We start from the raw sequence: 15,906 nt of genomic DNA, 5'->3' as shown, positions 1-15,906 counted from the left end.
ACCGGATCAGGTGGAACCCATGACCAGTCGCGGCAACTCGGCCATGGCCGCGAAGAGTTCGTCGGCGCCGGCCAGCCGCTCGGCGGGGGTCGTGGCGGTGAATCCGTACACGTCCATCCCGGCCGCCCGCGCCGCCTCCACGCCGAGTGGGCTGTCCTCGACCACGGCACACCGCTCGGGTGCCACCCCCATGCGCTCGGCCGCCCGCAGGAACAGGTCCGGCGCGGGCTTGCCCCGGCCGACGTCGTCAGCGCTGAAGACGTGCTCCTCGGGAAACCACGCGTGCATCCCGGTCCTGCGGTGCCCCACCCGGATGCGCTCGTGGCTCCCGGACGAGGCGACGCAGTACGGGACGCCCGCGGCCCGCAGCGCCCCCAGCACGTCGACGACGCCCGGCACGGGCTCCAGCTCCTGCCGGAACGCCTCGAAGACGCGCCTGTGGAACTCCTCGTCGAACGTGGCCGGGAGCCGCCGGCCCGACCTCTCCAGCACCAGGTCGTGGACGCGGTGCACCGCCCCGCCCATGTAGTCCCGCAAGGAGTCCTCGTAGCTGGTGGGGTGCCCCAGCTCGGTCAGATAGCCGGCGAGGATGGTGTTGGAGAGGGGCTCGCTGTCCACGAGCACCCCGTCGTTGTCGAAGACGACCAGGTCGTAGCGCATGGGCCCCACCCTATTGACCCGAAACAGCTTGGGTTTCGGGTCGTTGGTGGGGAGTTGGCACCTTCACGTTCATCTCGCCGCAGCCGACGCGTTTCGCTTCCGCCTTGACGTACGACGGCAGAACGGCAAGGGCGAGTGACCTGTCGTTGTGCGACTCGCTTTCCTCCCCCGGCTCATACGCCACAAACGCCACCCACCCGGACCGGCAGTCCGCCACGTAGACGCTCAGGCCGCCCGCGTAGGCGCCCTGCCCCTCACCACCCAGACGCGTGGCCCGGTTGCCGAGCACCTGGGAGACAACGCCGGCCAGCTCCGGGTCCGCCACGGTCATCAGCCGGAGCCTGCTCGGGCCGAAGGGCTGGCGCACGTCGCACGCCCAGATTCTGTCCGCAGAGGACGCGCCCGGCTTTGTGCCCGGCGTGGTGCCCACGACCTCCGCCTCGGGCCCTTCAGCCCATCCGGGCAGTCGCACGCCCTGGATCCCGCAGAGCCGGTCGGCCTCGACATCCGGCAGCTCGTCGCCCTCCGGGGCGCGGCGGAGCGTCGGCGGGTCGGAGTACGGGCCGTCGCAGCCGTATCGTTCCATGACCCCGTTGGCCAACCGCACGACCGCGCGGGACATCGCGTCGAGGCCCCGCCGCGCGTCGACCTCGTTCTGGCCCTCGGGGTCAGCCGCGTCCGAGGCGAGGGTGACCACCCGCAACGGCGGCTCCTCGCCCGACTCGTACGGCCATTCCTCACAGCTCGCGGGGAGCGCCACCCAAGCCCGGGTGGAGGAAGCCATGCCGGTGATTCCCTCGCCAAGCGGCGTCATACGGGAGGAGAGGTACTCCTCGATCCAGCTCCATGCCTGCGCGCCCCGCAACTCGCCCAGCGTCCGCACTGACGCTATGACCTCAGACTCCAGTTCGTCGGCCCCGAACGCCTGCATGCTGCACTCGGTCTGCATGTGGTCCTCCGTGGCCCGGCGCAGCGGCAGCTCACGGCTGCGGACGTCCGTGTCCGAGAACAGAGCGTGCACGACATCGGACGAGAGTGAACCCCAGCACACGTCCCGCGCCACGAGGGGAAGTTCATTGGAGCGCCATGCCATGACGCCAGCCCCCAGCAGCGCCCCGACGAGCGCGCCGATGATGGCGATGCCGCTCCGGCTACGGGACAACCGGTGCATCCGGCCCGGGCGCTCCGGCGCGGAAGGGCGAGGGGCGGGGGCCTTCCGTAAGGGCCCGTCCACCTCCGTGGTCTTCGGCCCGGAGTTGACCATCTTGGAGCTCTCCGGCCCCGTGCTCTCCGGTTCGTCCGGCATCTCGTCCTTCCTCTCAGGGGCTGTCCTGGCGATCCGCGCGGCCCAGCGGCCGGGCAACCGAGTCGTCGGGTGACGGTGGCGGGCCGCCTCCCCGCTCGCCACCGACGGTCCGAGGAGGTTACCTGCCGGGTAGACGCGTTCGGGGAGCAGGGCGGCCTCGCGGAGAGGGAGCGATGGCGATGCCCTGGACGAGAACCCCATCAGTTCTGATCAACAATTGCCCGACGTCTTCCGCTCACCGGGCCGAAAGGGTCATGAACGCAGAAATGCCTCGGGCCCGGAAAACCTTTGATCAGGTTTTCCGGGCCCGAGGCCACAAAGAGTTCGGCGGCGACCTACTCTCCCACAGGGTCCCCCCTGCAGTACCATCGGCGCTGTAAGGCTTAGCTTCCGGGTTCGGAATGTAACCGGGCGTTTCCCTCACGCTATGACCACCGAAACACTACGAAACACACCAGCAACCACAACCCACCAGAAGATGAGTGTGCGGTTGGTGTTCGTGGTTTCAGAACCAACACAGTGGACGCGAGCAACTGAGGACAAGCCCTCGGCCTATTAGTACCGGTCAACTCCACCCCTTACAGGGCTTCCATATCCGGCCTATCAACCCAGTCGTCTACTGGGAGCCTTACCCTCTCAAGGAGGTGGGAACACTCATCTCGAAGCAGGCTTCCCGCTTAGATGCTTTCAGCGGTTATCCCTCCCGAACGTAGCCAACCAGCCATGCCCTTGGCAGAACAACTGGCACACCAGAGGTTCGTCCGTCCCGGTCCTCTCGTACTAGGGACAGCCCTTCTCAATATTCCTACGCGCACAGCGGATAGGGACCGAACTGTCTCACGACGTTCTAAACCCAGCTCGCGTACCGCTTTAATGGGCGAACAGCCCAACCCTTGGGACCGACTCCAGCCCCAGGATGCGACGAGCCGACATCGAGGTGCCAAACCATCCCGTCGATATGGACTCTTGGGGAAGATCAGCCTGTTATCCCCGGGGTACCTTTTATCCGTTGAGCGACGGCGCTTCCACAAGCCACCGCCGGATCACTAGTCCCGACTTTCGTCCCTGCTCGACCCGTCGGTCTCACAGTCAAGCTCCCTTGTGCACTTACACTCAACACCTGATTACCAACCAGGCTGAGGGAACCTTTGGGCGCCTCCGTTACACTTTAGGAGGCAACCGCCCCAGTTAAACTACCCATCAGACACTGTCCCTGATCCGGATCACGGACCCAGGTTAGACATCCAGCACGACCAGAGTGGTATTTCAACGACGACTCCACACACACTGGCGTGCATGCTTCACAGTCTCCCACCTATCCTACACAAGCCGAACCGAACACCAATATCAAACTGTAGTAAAGGTCCCGGGGTCTTTCCGTCCTGCTGCGCGAAACGAGCATCTTTACTCGTAATGCAATTTCACCGGGCCTATGGTTGAGACAGTCGAGAAGTCGTTACGCCATTCGTGCAGGTCGGAACTTACCCGACAAGGAATTTCGCTACCTTAGGATGGTTATAGTTACCACCGCCGTTTACTGGCGCTTAAGTTCTCAGCTTCGCCACACCGAAATGTGACTAACCGGTCCCCTTAACGTTCCAGCACCGGGCAGGCGTCAGTCCGTATACATCGCCTTACGGCTTCGCACGGACCTGTGTTTTTAGTAAACAGTCGCTTCTCGCTGGTCTCTGCGGCCACACCCAGCTCAGAGTGCAAGACTCATCACCAGACATGGCCCCCCTTCTCCCGAAGTTACGGGGGCATTTTGCCGAGTTCCTTAACCATAGTTCACCCGAACGCCTCGGTATTCTCTACCTGACCACCTGAGTCGGTTTAGGGTACGGGCCGCAATGAAACTCGCTAGAGGCTTTTCTCGACAGCATAGGATCATCCACTTCACCACAATCGGCTCGGCATCAGGTCTCAGACTATTGCCAGGCGGATTTACCTACCTGACGTCCTACACCCTTACCCCGGGACAACCACCGCCCGGGATGGACTACCTTCCTGCGTCACCCCATCACTCACCTACTACCAGCTCGGGTCACCGGCTCCACCACTTTCCATTCCCCGAAGGGTCCGGAACGGCTTCACGGGCTTAGCATCACTGGATTCAATGTTTGACGCTTCACAGCGGGTACCGGAATATCAACCGGTTATCCATCGACTACGCCTGTCGGCCTCGCCTTAGGTCCCGACTTACCCTGGGCAGATCAGCTTGACCCAGGAACCCTTAGTCAATCGGCGCACACGTTTCTCACGTGTGAATCGCTACTCATGCCTGCATTCTCACTCGTGAACCGTCCACAACTCGTTTCCACGGCTGCTTCACCCGGCACACGACGCTCCCCTACCCATCACAGCGGGCGTTGGCCCTCATGCTGCAATGACACGACTTCGGCGGTACGCTTGAGCCCCGCTACATTGTCGGCGCGGAATCACTAGACCAGTGAGCTATTACGCACTCTTTCAAGGGTGGCTGCTTCTAAGCCAACCTCCTGGTTGTCTCTGCGACTCCACATCCTTTCCCACTTAGCGTACGCTTAGGGGCCTTAGTCGATGCTCTGGGCTGTTTCCCTCTCGACCATGGAGCTTATCCCCCACAGTCTCACTGCCGCGCTCTCACTTACCGGCATTCGGAGTTTGGCTAAGGTCAGTAACCCGGTAGGGCCCATCGCCTATCCAGTGCTCTACCTCCGGCAAGAAACACACGACGCTGCACCTAAATGCATTTCGGGGAGAACCAGCTATCACGGAGTTTGATTGGCCTTTCACCCCTAACCACAGGTCATCCCCCAGGTTTTCAACCCTGGTGGGTTCGGTCCTCCACGACCTCTTACAGCCGCTTCAACCTGCCCATGGCTAGATCACTCCGCTTCGGGTCTAGAGCGTGCAACTCAAACGCCCTCTTAGGACTCGCTTTCGCTACGGCTTCCCCACACGGGTTAACCTCGCTACACACCGCTAACTCGCAGGCTCATTCTTCAAAAGGCACGCAGTCACGACGCACCGAGCAAACTCGATGCGCGACGCTCCCACGGCTTGTAGGCACACGGTTTCAGGTACTATTTCACTCCGCTCCCGCGGTACTTTTCACCATTCCCTCACGGTACTATCCGCTATCGGTCACCAGGGAATATTTAGGCTTAGCGGGTGGTCCCGCCAGATTCACACGGGATTTCTCGGGCCCCGTGCTACTTGGGTGTCTCTCAAACGAGCCGCTGACGTTTCGACTACGGGGGTCTTACCCTCTACGCCGGACCTTTCGCATGTCCTTCGCCTACATCAACGGTTTATGACTCGTCCCACGGCCGGCAGACCGTGGAAGAGAGATCCCACAACCCCGCATGCGCAACCCCTGCCGGGTCTCACACACATACGGTTTAGCCTCATCCAGTTTCGCTCGCCACTACTCCCGGAATCACGGTTGTTTTCTCTTCCTGCGGGTACTGAGATGTTTCACTTCCCCGCGTTCCCTCCACACTGCCTATGAGTTCAGCAGCGGGTGACAGCCCATGACGACTGCCGGGTTTCCCCATTCGGAAACCCCCGGATCAAAGCCTGGTTGACGACTCCCCGGGGACTATCGTGGCCTCCCACGTCCTTCATCGGTTCCTGGTGCCAAGGCATCCACCGTGCGCCCTTAAAAACTTGGCCACAGATGCTCGCGTCCACTGTGCAGTTCTCAAACAACGACCAACCACCCACCACCCCGAGACCAAACATCCCGAGTTCACTGGGGCCGGCAACCGAAGAAACAGCCACAACATGGCCGCTCCCTCAGACACCCAACAGCGTGCCCGACCCAGCCGACCCATGACCCTGCGTTCCACGCCGAAGCAGTACTAGCAAAACCATCGAATCCACTGTGCCGAATAGTCAACGTTCCACCCATGAGCAACCAGCACCAGACGTTCGCTGATGAACTGGCCCCTGGACCACCAACCCGAAAGCTGGCAGCCAAGAAGTGCTCCTTAGAAAGGAGGTGATCCAGCCGCACCTTCCGGTACGGCTACCTTGTTACGACTTCGTCCCAATCGCCAGTCCCACCTTCGACAGCTCCCTCCCCACAAGGGGGTTGGGCCACCGGCTTCGGGTGTTACCGACTTTCGTGACGTGACGGGCGGTGTGTACAAGGCCCGGGAACGTATTCACCGCAGCAATGCTGATCTGCGATTACTAGCGACTCCGACTTCATGGGGTCGAGTTGCAGACCCCAATCCGAACTGAGACCGGCTTTTTGAGATTCGCTCCACCTCACGGTATCGCAGCTCATTGTACCGGCCATTGTAGCACGTGTGCAGCCCAAGACATAAGGGGCATGATGACTTGACGTCGTCCCCACCTTCCTCCGAGTTGACCCCGGCGGTCTCCCGTGAGTCCCCAGCACCACAAGGGCCTGCTGGCAACACGGGACAAGGGTTGCGCTCGTTGCGGGACTTAACCCAACATCTCACGACACGAGCTGACGACAGCCATGCACCACCTGTACACCGACCACAAGGGGGGCACCATCTCTGATGCTTTCCGGTGTATGTCAAGCCTTGGTAAGGTTCTTCGCGTTGCGTCGAATTAAGCCACATGCTCCGCCGCTTGTGCGGGCCCCCGTCAATTCCTTTGAGTTTTAGCCTTGCGGCCGTACTCCCCAGGCGGGGCACTTAATGCGTTAGCTGCGGCACGGACAACGTGGAATGTTGCCCACACCTAGTGCCCACCGTTTACGGCGTGGACTACCAGGGTATCTAATCCTGTTCGCTCCCCACGCTTTCGCTCCTCAGCGTCAGTATCGGCCCAGAGATCCGCCTTCGCCACCGGTGTTCCTCCTGATATCTGCGCATTTCACCGCTACACCAGGAATTCCGATCTCCCCTACCGAACTCTAGCCTGCCCGTATCGACTGCAGACCCGGGGTTAAGCCCCGGGCTTTCACAACCGACGTGACAAGCCGCCTACGAGCTCTTTACGCCCAATAATTCCGGACAACGCTTGCGCCCTACGTATTACCGCGGCTGCTGGCACGTAGTTAGCCGGCGCTTCTTCTGCAGGTACCGTCACTTTCGCTTCTTCCCTGCTGAAAGAGGTTTACAACCCGAAGGCCGTCATCCCTCACGCGGCGTCGCTGCATCAGGCTTTCGCCCATTGTGCAATATTCCCCACTGCTGCCTCCCGTAGGAGTCTGGGCCGTGTCTCAGTCCCAGTGTGGCCGGTCGCCCTCTCAGGCCGGCTACCCGTCGTCGCCTTGGTGAGCCACTACCTCACCAACTAGCTGATAGGCCGCGGGCTCATCCTGCACCGCCGGAGCTTTACACCATCCACCATGCGATGGACGGTCATATCCGGTATTAGACCCCGTTTCCAGGGCTTGTCCCAGAGTGCAGGGCAGATTGCCCACGTGTTACTCACCCGTTCGCCACTAATCCACCCCGAAGGGCTTCATCGTTCGACTTGCATGTGTTAAGCACGCCGCCAGCGTTCGTCCTGAGCCAGGATCAAACTCTCCGTGAATGTGTACCGGTAATCCGGTCAACAAGCACAAGAGCGGTACGACAAGGAGGAATAGTCCCTGCCGTACACAGCGTCCTCGCTGTTGTATTTCAAAGGAACCTCAACCAGCCAGAAACCTGGATGGTCGGGGTATCAACATATCTGGCGTTGACTTTTAGCACGCTGTTGAGTTCTCAAGGAACGGACGCTTCCTTCGTACTCACCCTCTCGGGCTTTCCTCCGGGCGCTTCCCTTCGGTATTTCGTGTTCCGACTCTATCAGACTCTTTCGCGTCCGATTTCCTCGGTGCCTTTCCGGTTCGAGCGCCGCGTTTCCGCTTCGCTTTTCCCTTTCGGCGGTTCCGACTCTATCAGATCCTTTCGGGCCTGATTCCCAGTCAGCGGGTTTCGCCTTCCCGGCCGTTGAGCCGTTCCGACGGGTGAGACTTTAGCGGATTCCCTTTCCCCGAGCTAATCGGGGGCGGCCCTGCCGGGACGCGGATTCCTCTTTCCGCAATACGCAACGGAACGAGCAGCGGAGACCGCTGTGCGTTCTGAAGAGGTCCTGCGGATCGGCTGCCCGGGGTCCGGTGGGAACCGGCGCTCACGTCGGGCAACTCGGTGGACCTTACGGAGAGGTCCCAGGGACTGTCAACTCGGTGCCGTTCGGGTCTAAGCTCCCCCCGTGACCACGCGTATGTACGACGGGCTCTGGTGGGCCGCCTGACGGCGGCCAGCCCTGACGTGCGCATTCAACGGCCGCCGCATCCGGCGGCCGTTGGTGTTTCTCTCCCCTGACGAGGAGCTGCCGGCCGGAGGGTGCGGGGCCCTCGGAGAGAGGCAGGAGAGCGATGACACGGGTATTCAGCGGGATCAAGCCGACCGGGCATCTGACCCTCGGGAACTACCTGGGAGCGGTCCGGCAGTGGGTGGAGCGTGACCAGCACCAGGCGGACGCGCTGTTCTGCGTGGTGGATCTGCACGCACTGACCGTCGAACACGACCCGGCGCGGGTGCGCAGACTCAGCCGGCAGGCGGCCACGCTGCTGCTGGCGGCCGGGCTCGACCCGGAGCGGTGCACGGTGTTCGTGCAGAGTCACGTCGACGAGCACGCACGCCTCTCCTATCTCCTGGAATGCGTCGCCACCGACGGGGAGATGCGCCGGATGATCCAGTACAAGGAGAAGTCGGTGCGGGAGCGGGAGCGCGGGGAGGGCGTGCGACTGTCGCTGCTGACGTATCCGGTGCTCATGGCGGCCGACATCCTGGCGTACCGGACGGACGAGGTGCCGGTGGGTGAGGACCAGACGCAGCACGTCGAGTTGACGCGCGACCTCGCGGAGCGGTTCAACCAGCGGTACGGGCAGGCGTTCGTGGTGCCGCGGGCGACCCATCCCCCCGTGGCGGCACGCGTCATGGACCTTCAGGTACCGGGCGCGAAGATGGGGAAGTCGCACGAGTCGGGTGCGGGCATCGTCTATCTGCTGGACGAGCCGGAAGCGGTGCGGCGGAAGGTGATGCGGGCGCTGACCGACAGCGGCCGCGAGGTGCGTCACGACCGGGAGCGGATGCCCGGGGTCACCAACCTGCTGGAGATCCTGGGGGCGAGCACGGGCGCCGATCCCCGGAAGCTGGCGTCGCGGTACTCCTCGTACGGCGCGTTGAAGAAGGACACGGCCGAGGCGGTGGAGGAGCTGCTGCGACCGGTGCGGGAGCGCCACGCCGCGCTGGTGGCCGATCCGGGCGAGGTGGACGCGGTACTGCGGCGCGGGGCCGAGCGGGCGCGGGCGATGGCGCGGCCGGTGGTGGACGAGGCCTACCGGGCGGTGGGGCTGCTGCCGGCCTGAGGGCGTGCGGGGCGGGGCGCGCCCGTGCGGGTGCCCCGCCCCGGGGACCGGTCAGCCCTTGCCGGAGGCCAGTTCGCGGCTGCGGTCGCGGGCGGCCTCCAGAGCGGCGATCAGGGCGGCGCGGACGCCGTGGTTCTCCAGTTCGCGGATGGCGTTGATGGTGGTGCCGGCCGGGGAGGTCACGGCCTCGCGGAGCTTCACGGGGTGTTCGCCGCTGTCGCGGAGCATCACGGCGGCGCCGATCGCGGCCTGCACGATGAGGTCGTGGGCCTGGGAGCGGGGCAGTCCGAGCAGGATGCCGGCATCGGTCATCGCCTCGACCAGGAAGTAGAAGTAGGCGGGGCCGGAGCCGGAGAGGGCGGTGGCGGCGTCCTGCTGGGACTCGGGGACGCGCAGGGTCTTGCCGACGCCGCCGAAGATCTCCTGGGCGATGGCGAGGTGCGCCGGGTTGGCGTGCGTACCGCCGGAGATCACCGACATCGCCTCGTCCACCAGGGCGGGCGTGTTGGTCATGACGCGGACCACGGGTGTGCCTGCGGCGAGGCGCTCCTCGAAGTACGCGGTGGGGATGCCGGCGGCGCCGCTGATGACGAGTCGGTCGGCGGGGACGTGCGGGGCCAGCTCCTCGACGAGGGCGCCCATGTCCTGCGGCTTGACGGTGAGGATCAGGGTGTCGGCGGTCTTGGCCGCCTCGGCGTTGGTGACCGGAGTGACGCCGTAGCGCTCGCGGAGGGTGTCGGCGCGCTCGGGGCGGCGGGCGGTGACGAGGAGGTCGGCGGGAGACCAGCCGGCGCGGATCATTCCGCTGAGCAGGGCCTCGCCGATCTTGCCGGTGCCGAGCACTGCGACTTTCTGGGTCATGTCGGGGTTCGCCCTCCGCGTGGTGCCGTACGTGCCGTTCCGCTCGTCATCCTCGCACCGGGGGGCCGTCGGGTGCGGGGGTGTCCGCAGGGCGGTCGTCAGGTGGTGCGGCGGCGCAGGGTGGCGGCGCCGAGGGCCAGGACGAGCAGGGCGCAGCCGGCGACGACGCCGATGTCGCGGACGAAGGTCGCGGTGACGCCCGTACGGGTGAGGACCTCGTTCATCGCGTCGACGGCGTACGACATCGGCAGGACGTCGGAGACGGCTTCCAGGGCGGGGTGCATGCGCTCGCGCGGGGTGAACAGGCCGCAGAGCAGCAGCTGCGGGAAGATCACCGCCGGCATGAACTGGACGGCCTGGAACTCGGAGGCGGCGAAGGCCGAGACGAAGAGGCCCAGAGCGGTGCCGAGCAGCGCGTCGAGGACGGCGACCAGGAGCAGGACCCAGGGGGAGCCGGTGACGTCCAGACCGAGGAGCCAGACGGAGAGCGCGGTGGCGAGGGCGGACTGGACGACGGCGAGGGCTCCGAAGGCGAGGGCGTAGCCGGCGATGAGGTCGGCCTTGCCGAGCGGCAGGGCGAGCAGGCGTTCCAGGGTGCCCGAGGTCCGTTCGCGCAGGGTGGCGATGGAGGTGACCAGGAACATCGTGATGAGCGGGAAGATTCCGAGCAGGGAGGCGCCGATGGCGTCGAAGGTGCGCGGGCTGCCGTCGAAGACGTAGCGGAGCAGCGCGGTCATCACGCAGGGCACCAGGAGCAGCAGGGCGATGGTGCGTGGGTCGTGGCGGAGCTGGCGCAGGACGCGGGCGGCGGTGGCGAGGGTGCGGGCAGCGGAGAAGGCGGTGGGGCGCGCCGGGGTGGCGGTGGATGTCACGGGGTGTGCTCCTCGGGGGTCGTCGCCGGGTGGCCGGCGGCGTCGACCAGGTGCAGGAAGGCTTCCTCGACCGTGTCGCGGCGGGTGCGGGTGCGCAGGGCCTCGGGGGTGCCCTCGGCGAGGACGCGGCCCTCGCGCATGAGGAGGAGGCGGTGGCAGCGTTCGGCCTCGTCCATGACGTGGGAGGAGACGAGGAGGGTGGTGCCGCGGTCGGCGGCGAGGCGGTGGAAGAGGTTCCAGAGGTCACGGCGGAGCACGGGGTCGAGGCCGACGGTCGGTTCGTCGAGGACGAGGAGTTCGGGTGCGCCGAGCAGGGCGACGGCGAGGGAGACCCGGCTGCGCTGGCCGCCGGAGAGCTGCCCGGCGAGGGCGTCGGCGTGCGAGGTGAGGTCCACGTCGGCGACGGCGCGGGTGACGGTCTCGGCGCGGCGGGCGGTGGCGCGGCGGCCCGGATCGAGGACGGCGGCGAAGTAGTCGAGGTTCTGCCGGACGGTCAGGTCGTCGTAGACGGAGGGTGCCTGGGTGACGTAGCCGATGCGGTGGCGCAGGCGGGGGTCGCCGGCCGGGTGGCCGAGGACGTCGAGGGTGCCGGTGGCCTTGGCCTGGGTGCCGACGACGGCGCGCATGAGGGTGGTCTTGCCGCAGCCGGAGGGACCGAGGAGGCCGGTGACCTGGCCGCGTTCCACGGTGAAGTGGAGGTCGTCCAGGACGGTGCGGGAGCCTCGGGCGACGGTGAGGGCGGTGGCGGTGACGGCCGGGGCGGGGGCGTCGCGGGGTGGAGGCTCCTTTTTATTCATCACTCGTTGAATACTCCTCCTGGTGCTGATCCGGGTCAAGGGACCAGGGGGAGGAGTACGCGAACGGCGCGCCGCCCGGCCCGGTGGGGTCCGGAAGGGCGGCGCGCCGGGCGGGGTGGTCAGGCGGAGGCCGGGCGGGTGGTCAGGACCAGGTCCACCACGTACCGCTCCTCGACGTGGCCGTCGGGGAAGAGCCGGAGCAGTCCGGCGCGCTCGCGATCCAGGAAGTCCTGGGCCAGGGCGGCGTCGGCGACCAGGAAGAGGGAGTGGCTGGCGAGGTTGGCCAGGTGGTCGTCGACGGTGAGCCGGCGGGACCAGGGAATCCGGTGGCTGAGCGGGGCGTCGGCCACCGGCTCGGGGTCGGGGGTGCCCGGTTGGGAGGGGGTCTTGGCCGGCGCCCCCACGGCCGGGTCCCCGACGGCGGGGGCGGCGTCGGCGCGGCCCGGGATGTGCGCGCCGTGGGCGGCGCCCTCCGGGCCGAAGTGGGCCCGCAGGCGGTCGGCCTGGTCCGCGACCCAGGTGTGCGAGGAGTCGGAGATGTTCCACCAGCGGGCGAGGACGCCGCCGGGGCGCAGCACGCGGTACGCCTCCGGCAGGGCGCGCTCGGGGTCGGTCCAGTGGAAGGACTGGGCGAAGATGACGAGGTCGGCGGTGGCGTCGGCGGGGGGGGAGGGCGTTGCCGTCGCCGCGGACCAGGGGGGTGCCGGGCAGGGTGCGGCGGAGTTCGGCCGCCATGCCTCCGCCGGGCTCGACGGCCAGGACGCGGGCGCCGCGTTCGTGGAGCTGGGCGGTGGCGATGCCGGTTCCGGCGCCGATGTCGGCGACGCGGGCTCCGGCGAGGGGACGGCCGAGCGCTTCCTCCAGGGCCTCGTACAGGGCCGGCGGGTAGGAGGGGCGGTACTCGGCGTAGTGGGCCGGGGCGGTGTTGAAGGAGGCGGCTCGGCGGGTGCGGTCGGCCAGGGGGTCGGGCATACGGGCTCCTGCGGGGTGGGCGGTGTTCAGGTCGTGGCTGTCACCTGGGGTGTTGTGGGGGGCCAGGATTGTCCGTGCCGGGCCGGGAAGTGCGCGCCCGGGGCGATGAGTTCGCGCGGGCCGGAGGGTCGTAGGGGTGACAGGTGGTGCGGTGCGCACGAGAAGTCGTCTCAGAAGGAGTGGTCCGTCATGGCGGAGAGCGTGAAGGGTCCGGCCAGTTACTTCCCGTCGATCGAGAAGAGGTACGGGCGTCCGGTGGCCCAGTGGCAGGAGATGATCCGTGCCTCGCCGCTGACCCGGCACCTGGAGCTGGTCGCCTGGCTCAAGGCCGAGCACGGGCTGGGGCACGGTCATGCCAACGCGCTCGTCGCGCACACCCTCGCCGAGGGGCGCGCCGCGCGGAGGTGAGTCAGCGCCCGGCCCGGCGCCCCGGGTGGCCGGTGCGCCGTGCGCGGCGGCGGGTCGCCCGGGCGACGGCCTCCTCGTACTCGGCGCGGTGCAGCCCCTCCCCCGGGGCCTCGCGCAGGCTGCGCACGGACCAGGCGACCAGGACCCCGAGGAAGCCGATGGCCATGAGGCCCCGCAGGGACTGACGGCGTTCGGGGTCCTCGCGCTTGGTGAAACTGCGCAGGGTGCGGCCGAAGGCGATGGCGGTGCAGATCGCGAACATGCCGACGACCAGGACGTTGATCAGCCGGCCGACCTCGGCGAGGGCCATGCCCTGGTAGCCGATGCGCAGCAGCACGGCACAGGCGACGGCGAGCGCGAGGGAGCCGGCCGCGACACCGGCGCGACGCAGGCCGTAGTGGCCGGAGTGGTCGAGCCAGGTGGTGCCGAAGAACCGGATCGGCTCGGGGTGGGGGCCGGGGGCGGTGGGGCGGGTCGAGTCGGTCACGGGGGCGATTGTCCCCTGTCCGGGGCAGGGGGGCGGGAAGGGCCCGGCGAGCGGGGTCGTCAGGCAGGCCGGGGCGGGGACGGCGGTCGCCCGTGGAGGCTGCGGATCAGGGCGGTCGGCTGGGTGTGCGGAGGGGGCGAGGGAGGCGCCCTCCTGGCGGCCGGCGAGTTCGGCCTCCCGGGCGTGGAGGACGCGGCCGGCGGCGGCCAGGTGGGCGAGGGCGGCGCCGGTCAGGACGAGGAGCTCGCGGCCGCCGCCCGCCGGGAGGCCGGGTACGCCTCGGCCCCGGCGCCCGCTGGTGGGGCGGCCGGGGCCGAGGGGTGCGTACGGGTGTCAGCCCAGCTTCGTCACGTCGCGGACCGCGCCCTTGTCGGCGCTGGTCGCCATCGCGGCGTAGGCGCGCAGGGCGGCGGAGACCTTGCGCTCCCGGGCGACGGGCTCGTAGCGGCCGCCCAGGGCCTCGCGGCGGGCGTCGAGGGTGGCGTCGTCCACCAGCAGTTCGATGGAGCGCTGCGGGATGTCGATGCGGATGCGGTCGCCGTCCTCGACCAGGGCGATGGCACCGCCGGAGGCCGCCTCCGGGGAGGCGTGGCCGATGGAGAGGCCCGAGGTGCCGCCGGAGAAGCGGCCGTCGGTGACGAGCGCGCAGGTCTTGCCGAGCCCCCGGCCCTTCAGGAAGGAGGTCGGGTAGAGCATCTCCTGCATGCCGGGGCCGCCCTTGGGGCCCTCGTAGCGGATGACGACCACGTCGCCGTGGGTGATCTCCTTGCGGAGGATCTTGTCGACGGCCTCCTCCTGCGACTCGCAGACGACGGCCGGGCCCTCGAAGGTCCAGATCGACTCGTCGACGCCGGCGGTCTTGACGACGCAGCCGTCGGCCGCGATGTTGCCGCGCAGCACGGCGAGGCCGCCGTCCTCGGAGTAGGCGTGCTCGACGGAGCGGATGCAGCCGCCGGCCGCGTCCGTGTCGAGCGAGTCCCACCGCTCGGACTGGGAGAACGCCTCGGCGGAGCGTCGGCAGCCGGGGGCGGCGTACCAGAGGTCCAGGGCCTCGGCGGACGGGGAGCCGCCGCGCACGTCCCAGGTCTTCAGCCACTCGTCCATGGTGGCGGAGTGGACGGTGTGGACGTTCTCGTTGAGCAGCCCGCCGCGGTACAGCTCGCCGAGGAGAGCGGGGATGCCGCCGGCGCGGTGCACGTCCTCCATGTAGTACGTGCCGCCGGGGGCGACGTTCGGGGCGACCTTGGCGAGACAGGGGATGCGGCGCGAGACGGCGTCGATGTCGGTCAGGTCGTAGCCGAGCTCGGCCTCCTGGGCGGCGGCCAGCAGGTGGAGGATGGTGTTGGTGGAGCCGCCCATGGCGATGTCGAGCGCCATGGCGTTCTCGAAGGCCTCGCGGGTGGCGATGTTGCGCGGCAGGACCGAGGCGTCGTCGTCCTGGTAGTACCGCTTGGCCAGCTCGACCACGGTGGCGCCGGCCCGCTCGTAGAGCGCCTTGCGGGCGGTGTGGGTGGCGAGGACCGAGCCGTTGCCCGGGAGGGAGAGGCCGATGGCCTCGGTGAGGCAGTTCATCGAGTTGGCGGTGAACATGCCGGAACACGAACCGCAGGTCGGGCAGGCGTTCTCCTCGATGCGGAGGATGTCCTCGTCGGAGACGGACTCGTCGACCGCGTCGCTGATCGCGTTGACCAGGTCGAGTTTGCGGACGGTGCCGTCGACGAGGGTGGCCTGGCCGGCCTCCATGGGGCCGCCGGAGACGAAGATCGTCGGGATGTCGAGCCGCAGGGCGGCCATCAGCATGCCCGGGGTGATCTTGTCGCAGTTGGAGATGCAGATCAGCGCGTCGGCGCAGTGCGCCTCGACCATGTACTCCACCGAGTCCGCGATGAGGTCGCGGGAGGGCAGGGAGTACAGCATGCCGCCGTGCCCCATGGCGATGCCGTCGTCCACCGCGATGGTGTTGAACTCGCGGGGCACCGCGCCCGCCGCCTTGATCGCCTCGGAGACGATCCGGCCGACCGGCTGGAGGTGGGTGTGCCCGGGGACGAACTCGGTGAAGGAGTTGGCCACGGCGATGATCGGCTTGCCGATGTCCTCGCTCGCTACCCCGGAGGCCCGCATGAGGGCGCGGGCGCCCGCCATGTTGCGGCCGTGGGTGACTGTGCGGGACCTCAGCTCGGGCATCGTCGCTCGCTCCTTCTGCGGGTGGGACT

The 15,906-nt window shown here is 67.3% G+C and carries 9 protein-coding genes, 3 rRNA genes and 1 pseudogene; 2 read left to right on the top strand and 11 right to left on the bottom strand.

Translation table 11 applies throughout. The annotated features are described in order from the left end of the window. Positions 1–6: 6 nt before the first annotated feature. The 5 genes from Sdia_RS07245 to Sdia_RS07225 form a co-directional block, all read right to left on the bottom strand. On the bottom strand, positions 7–660 hold the full coding sequence (locus Sdia_RS07245) for an HAD family hydrolase (RefSeq protein WP_100452091.1): 654 nt from the start codon (positions 658–660) through the stop codon (positions 7–9). A gap of 10 nt (positions 661–670) precedes the next feature. After that, positions 671–1,966, bottom strand: coding sequence for a hypothetical protein (locus tag Sdia_RS07240; RefSeq protein ID WP_189501127.1), 1,296 nt, complete (start codon positions 1,964–1,966; stop codon positions 671–673). Between the two features lie 322 nt (positions 1,967–2,288). After that, positions 2,289–2,405: ribosomal RNA gene (gene rrf / locus Sdia_RS07235) — 5S ribosomal RNA — on the bottom strand. A 96-nt stretch (positions 2,406–2,501) separates the two neighbouring features. After that, a 23S ribosomal RNA gene (locus tag Sdia_RS07230) occupies positions 2,502–5,623 on the bottom strand. Between the two features lie 321 nt (positions 5,624–5,944). Next, positions 5,945–7,471, bottom strand: a 16S ribosomal RNA gene (locus Sdia_RS07225). Together the 16S, 23S and 5S rRNA genes form the textbook arrangement of a ribosomal RNA operon. An 829-nt stretch (positions 7,472–8,300) precedes the next feature. Here Sdia_RS07225 and trpS point away from each other — a divergent pair. Further along, on the top strand, positions 8,301–9,296 hold the full coding sequence (gene trpS / locus Sdia_RS07220; RefSeq protein WP_124287312.1) for a tryptophan--tRNA ligase: 996 nt from the start codon (positions 8,301–8,303) through the stop codon (positions 9,294–9,296). Positions 9,297–9,347: 51 nt separating this feature from the next. Here trpS and proC read toward each other — a convergent pair whose 3' ends face one another. The 4 genes and pseudogenes from proC to Sdia_RS07200 form a co-directional block, all read right to left on the bottom strand. Continuing rightward, on the bottom strand, positions 9,348–10,157 hold the full coding sequence (gene proC / locus Sdia_RS07215) for a pyrroline-5-carboxylate reductase (protein ID WP_003948858.1): 810 nt from the start codon (positions 10,155–10,157) through the stop codon (positions 9,348–9,350). Between the two features lie 98 nt (positions 10,158–10,255). Then, the gene (locus Sdia_RS07210) at positions 10,256–11,029 is read right to left on the bottom strand and encodes an ABC transporter permease (RefSeq protein ID WP_189500724.1); all 774 of its coding nucleotides are present in this window, start codon (positions 11,027–11,029) and stop codon (positions 10,256–10,258) included. Then, the gene (locus tag Sdia_RS07205) at positions 11,026–11,826 is read right to left on the bottom strand and encodes an ABC transporter ATP-binding protein (RefSeq protein ID WP_100458076.1); all 801 of its coding nucleotides are present in this window, start codon (positions 11,824–11,826) and stop codon (positions 11,026–11,028) included. The genes Sdia_RS07210 and Sdia_RS07205 overlap by 4 nt, the downstream gene beginning before the upstream one ends. Before the next feature lie 119 nt (positions 11,827–11,945). Next, positions 11,946–12,798: pseudogene (locus tag Sdia_RS07200) on the bottom strand (class I SAM-dependent methyltransferase). A 189-nt stretch (positions 12,799–12,987) separates the two neighbouring features. Between Sdia_RS07200 and Sdia_RS07195 the strand changes: the two are divergent. Continuing rightward, complete coding sequence (locus Sdia_RS07195) at positions 12,988–13,206, top strand: DUF4287 domain-containing protein (protein ID WP_100458074.1); 219 nt, start codon at positions 12,988–12,990, stop codon at positions 13,204–13,206. A 1-nt stretch (position 13,207) separates the two neighbouring features. On the opposite strand, the gene Sdia_RS07190 is transcribed toward Sdia_RS07195, so the two are convergent. Beyond that, entirely contained in the window at positions 13,208–13,693 is a 486-nt protein-coding gene (locus Sdia_RS07190) for a hypothetical protein (protein ID WP_100458073.1), read from the bottom strand. A gap of 333 nt (positions 13,694–14,026) precedes the next feature. Further along, positions 14,027–15,877 (bottom strand): dihydroxy-acid dehydratase, encoded by a 1,851-nt coding sequence (gene ilvD, locus Sdia_RS07185; protein ID WP_100458072.1) that lies wholly within the window; start codon positions 15,875–15,877, stop codon positions 14,027–14,029. Positions 15,878–15,906 lie beyond the last annotated feature (29 nt).

This window comes from Streptomyces diastaticus subsp. diastaticus (assembly GCF_011170125.1).
GTDB lineage: Bacteria > Actinomycetota > Actinomycetes > Streptomycetales > Streptomycetaceae > Streptomyces > Streptomyces diastaticus.
Note: the sequence above shows the minus strand (reverse complement) of the source record. Positions and strands in the feature narration are given on the sequence as shown.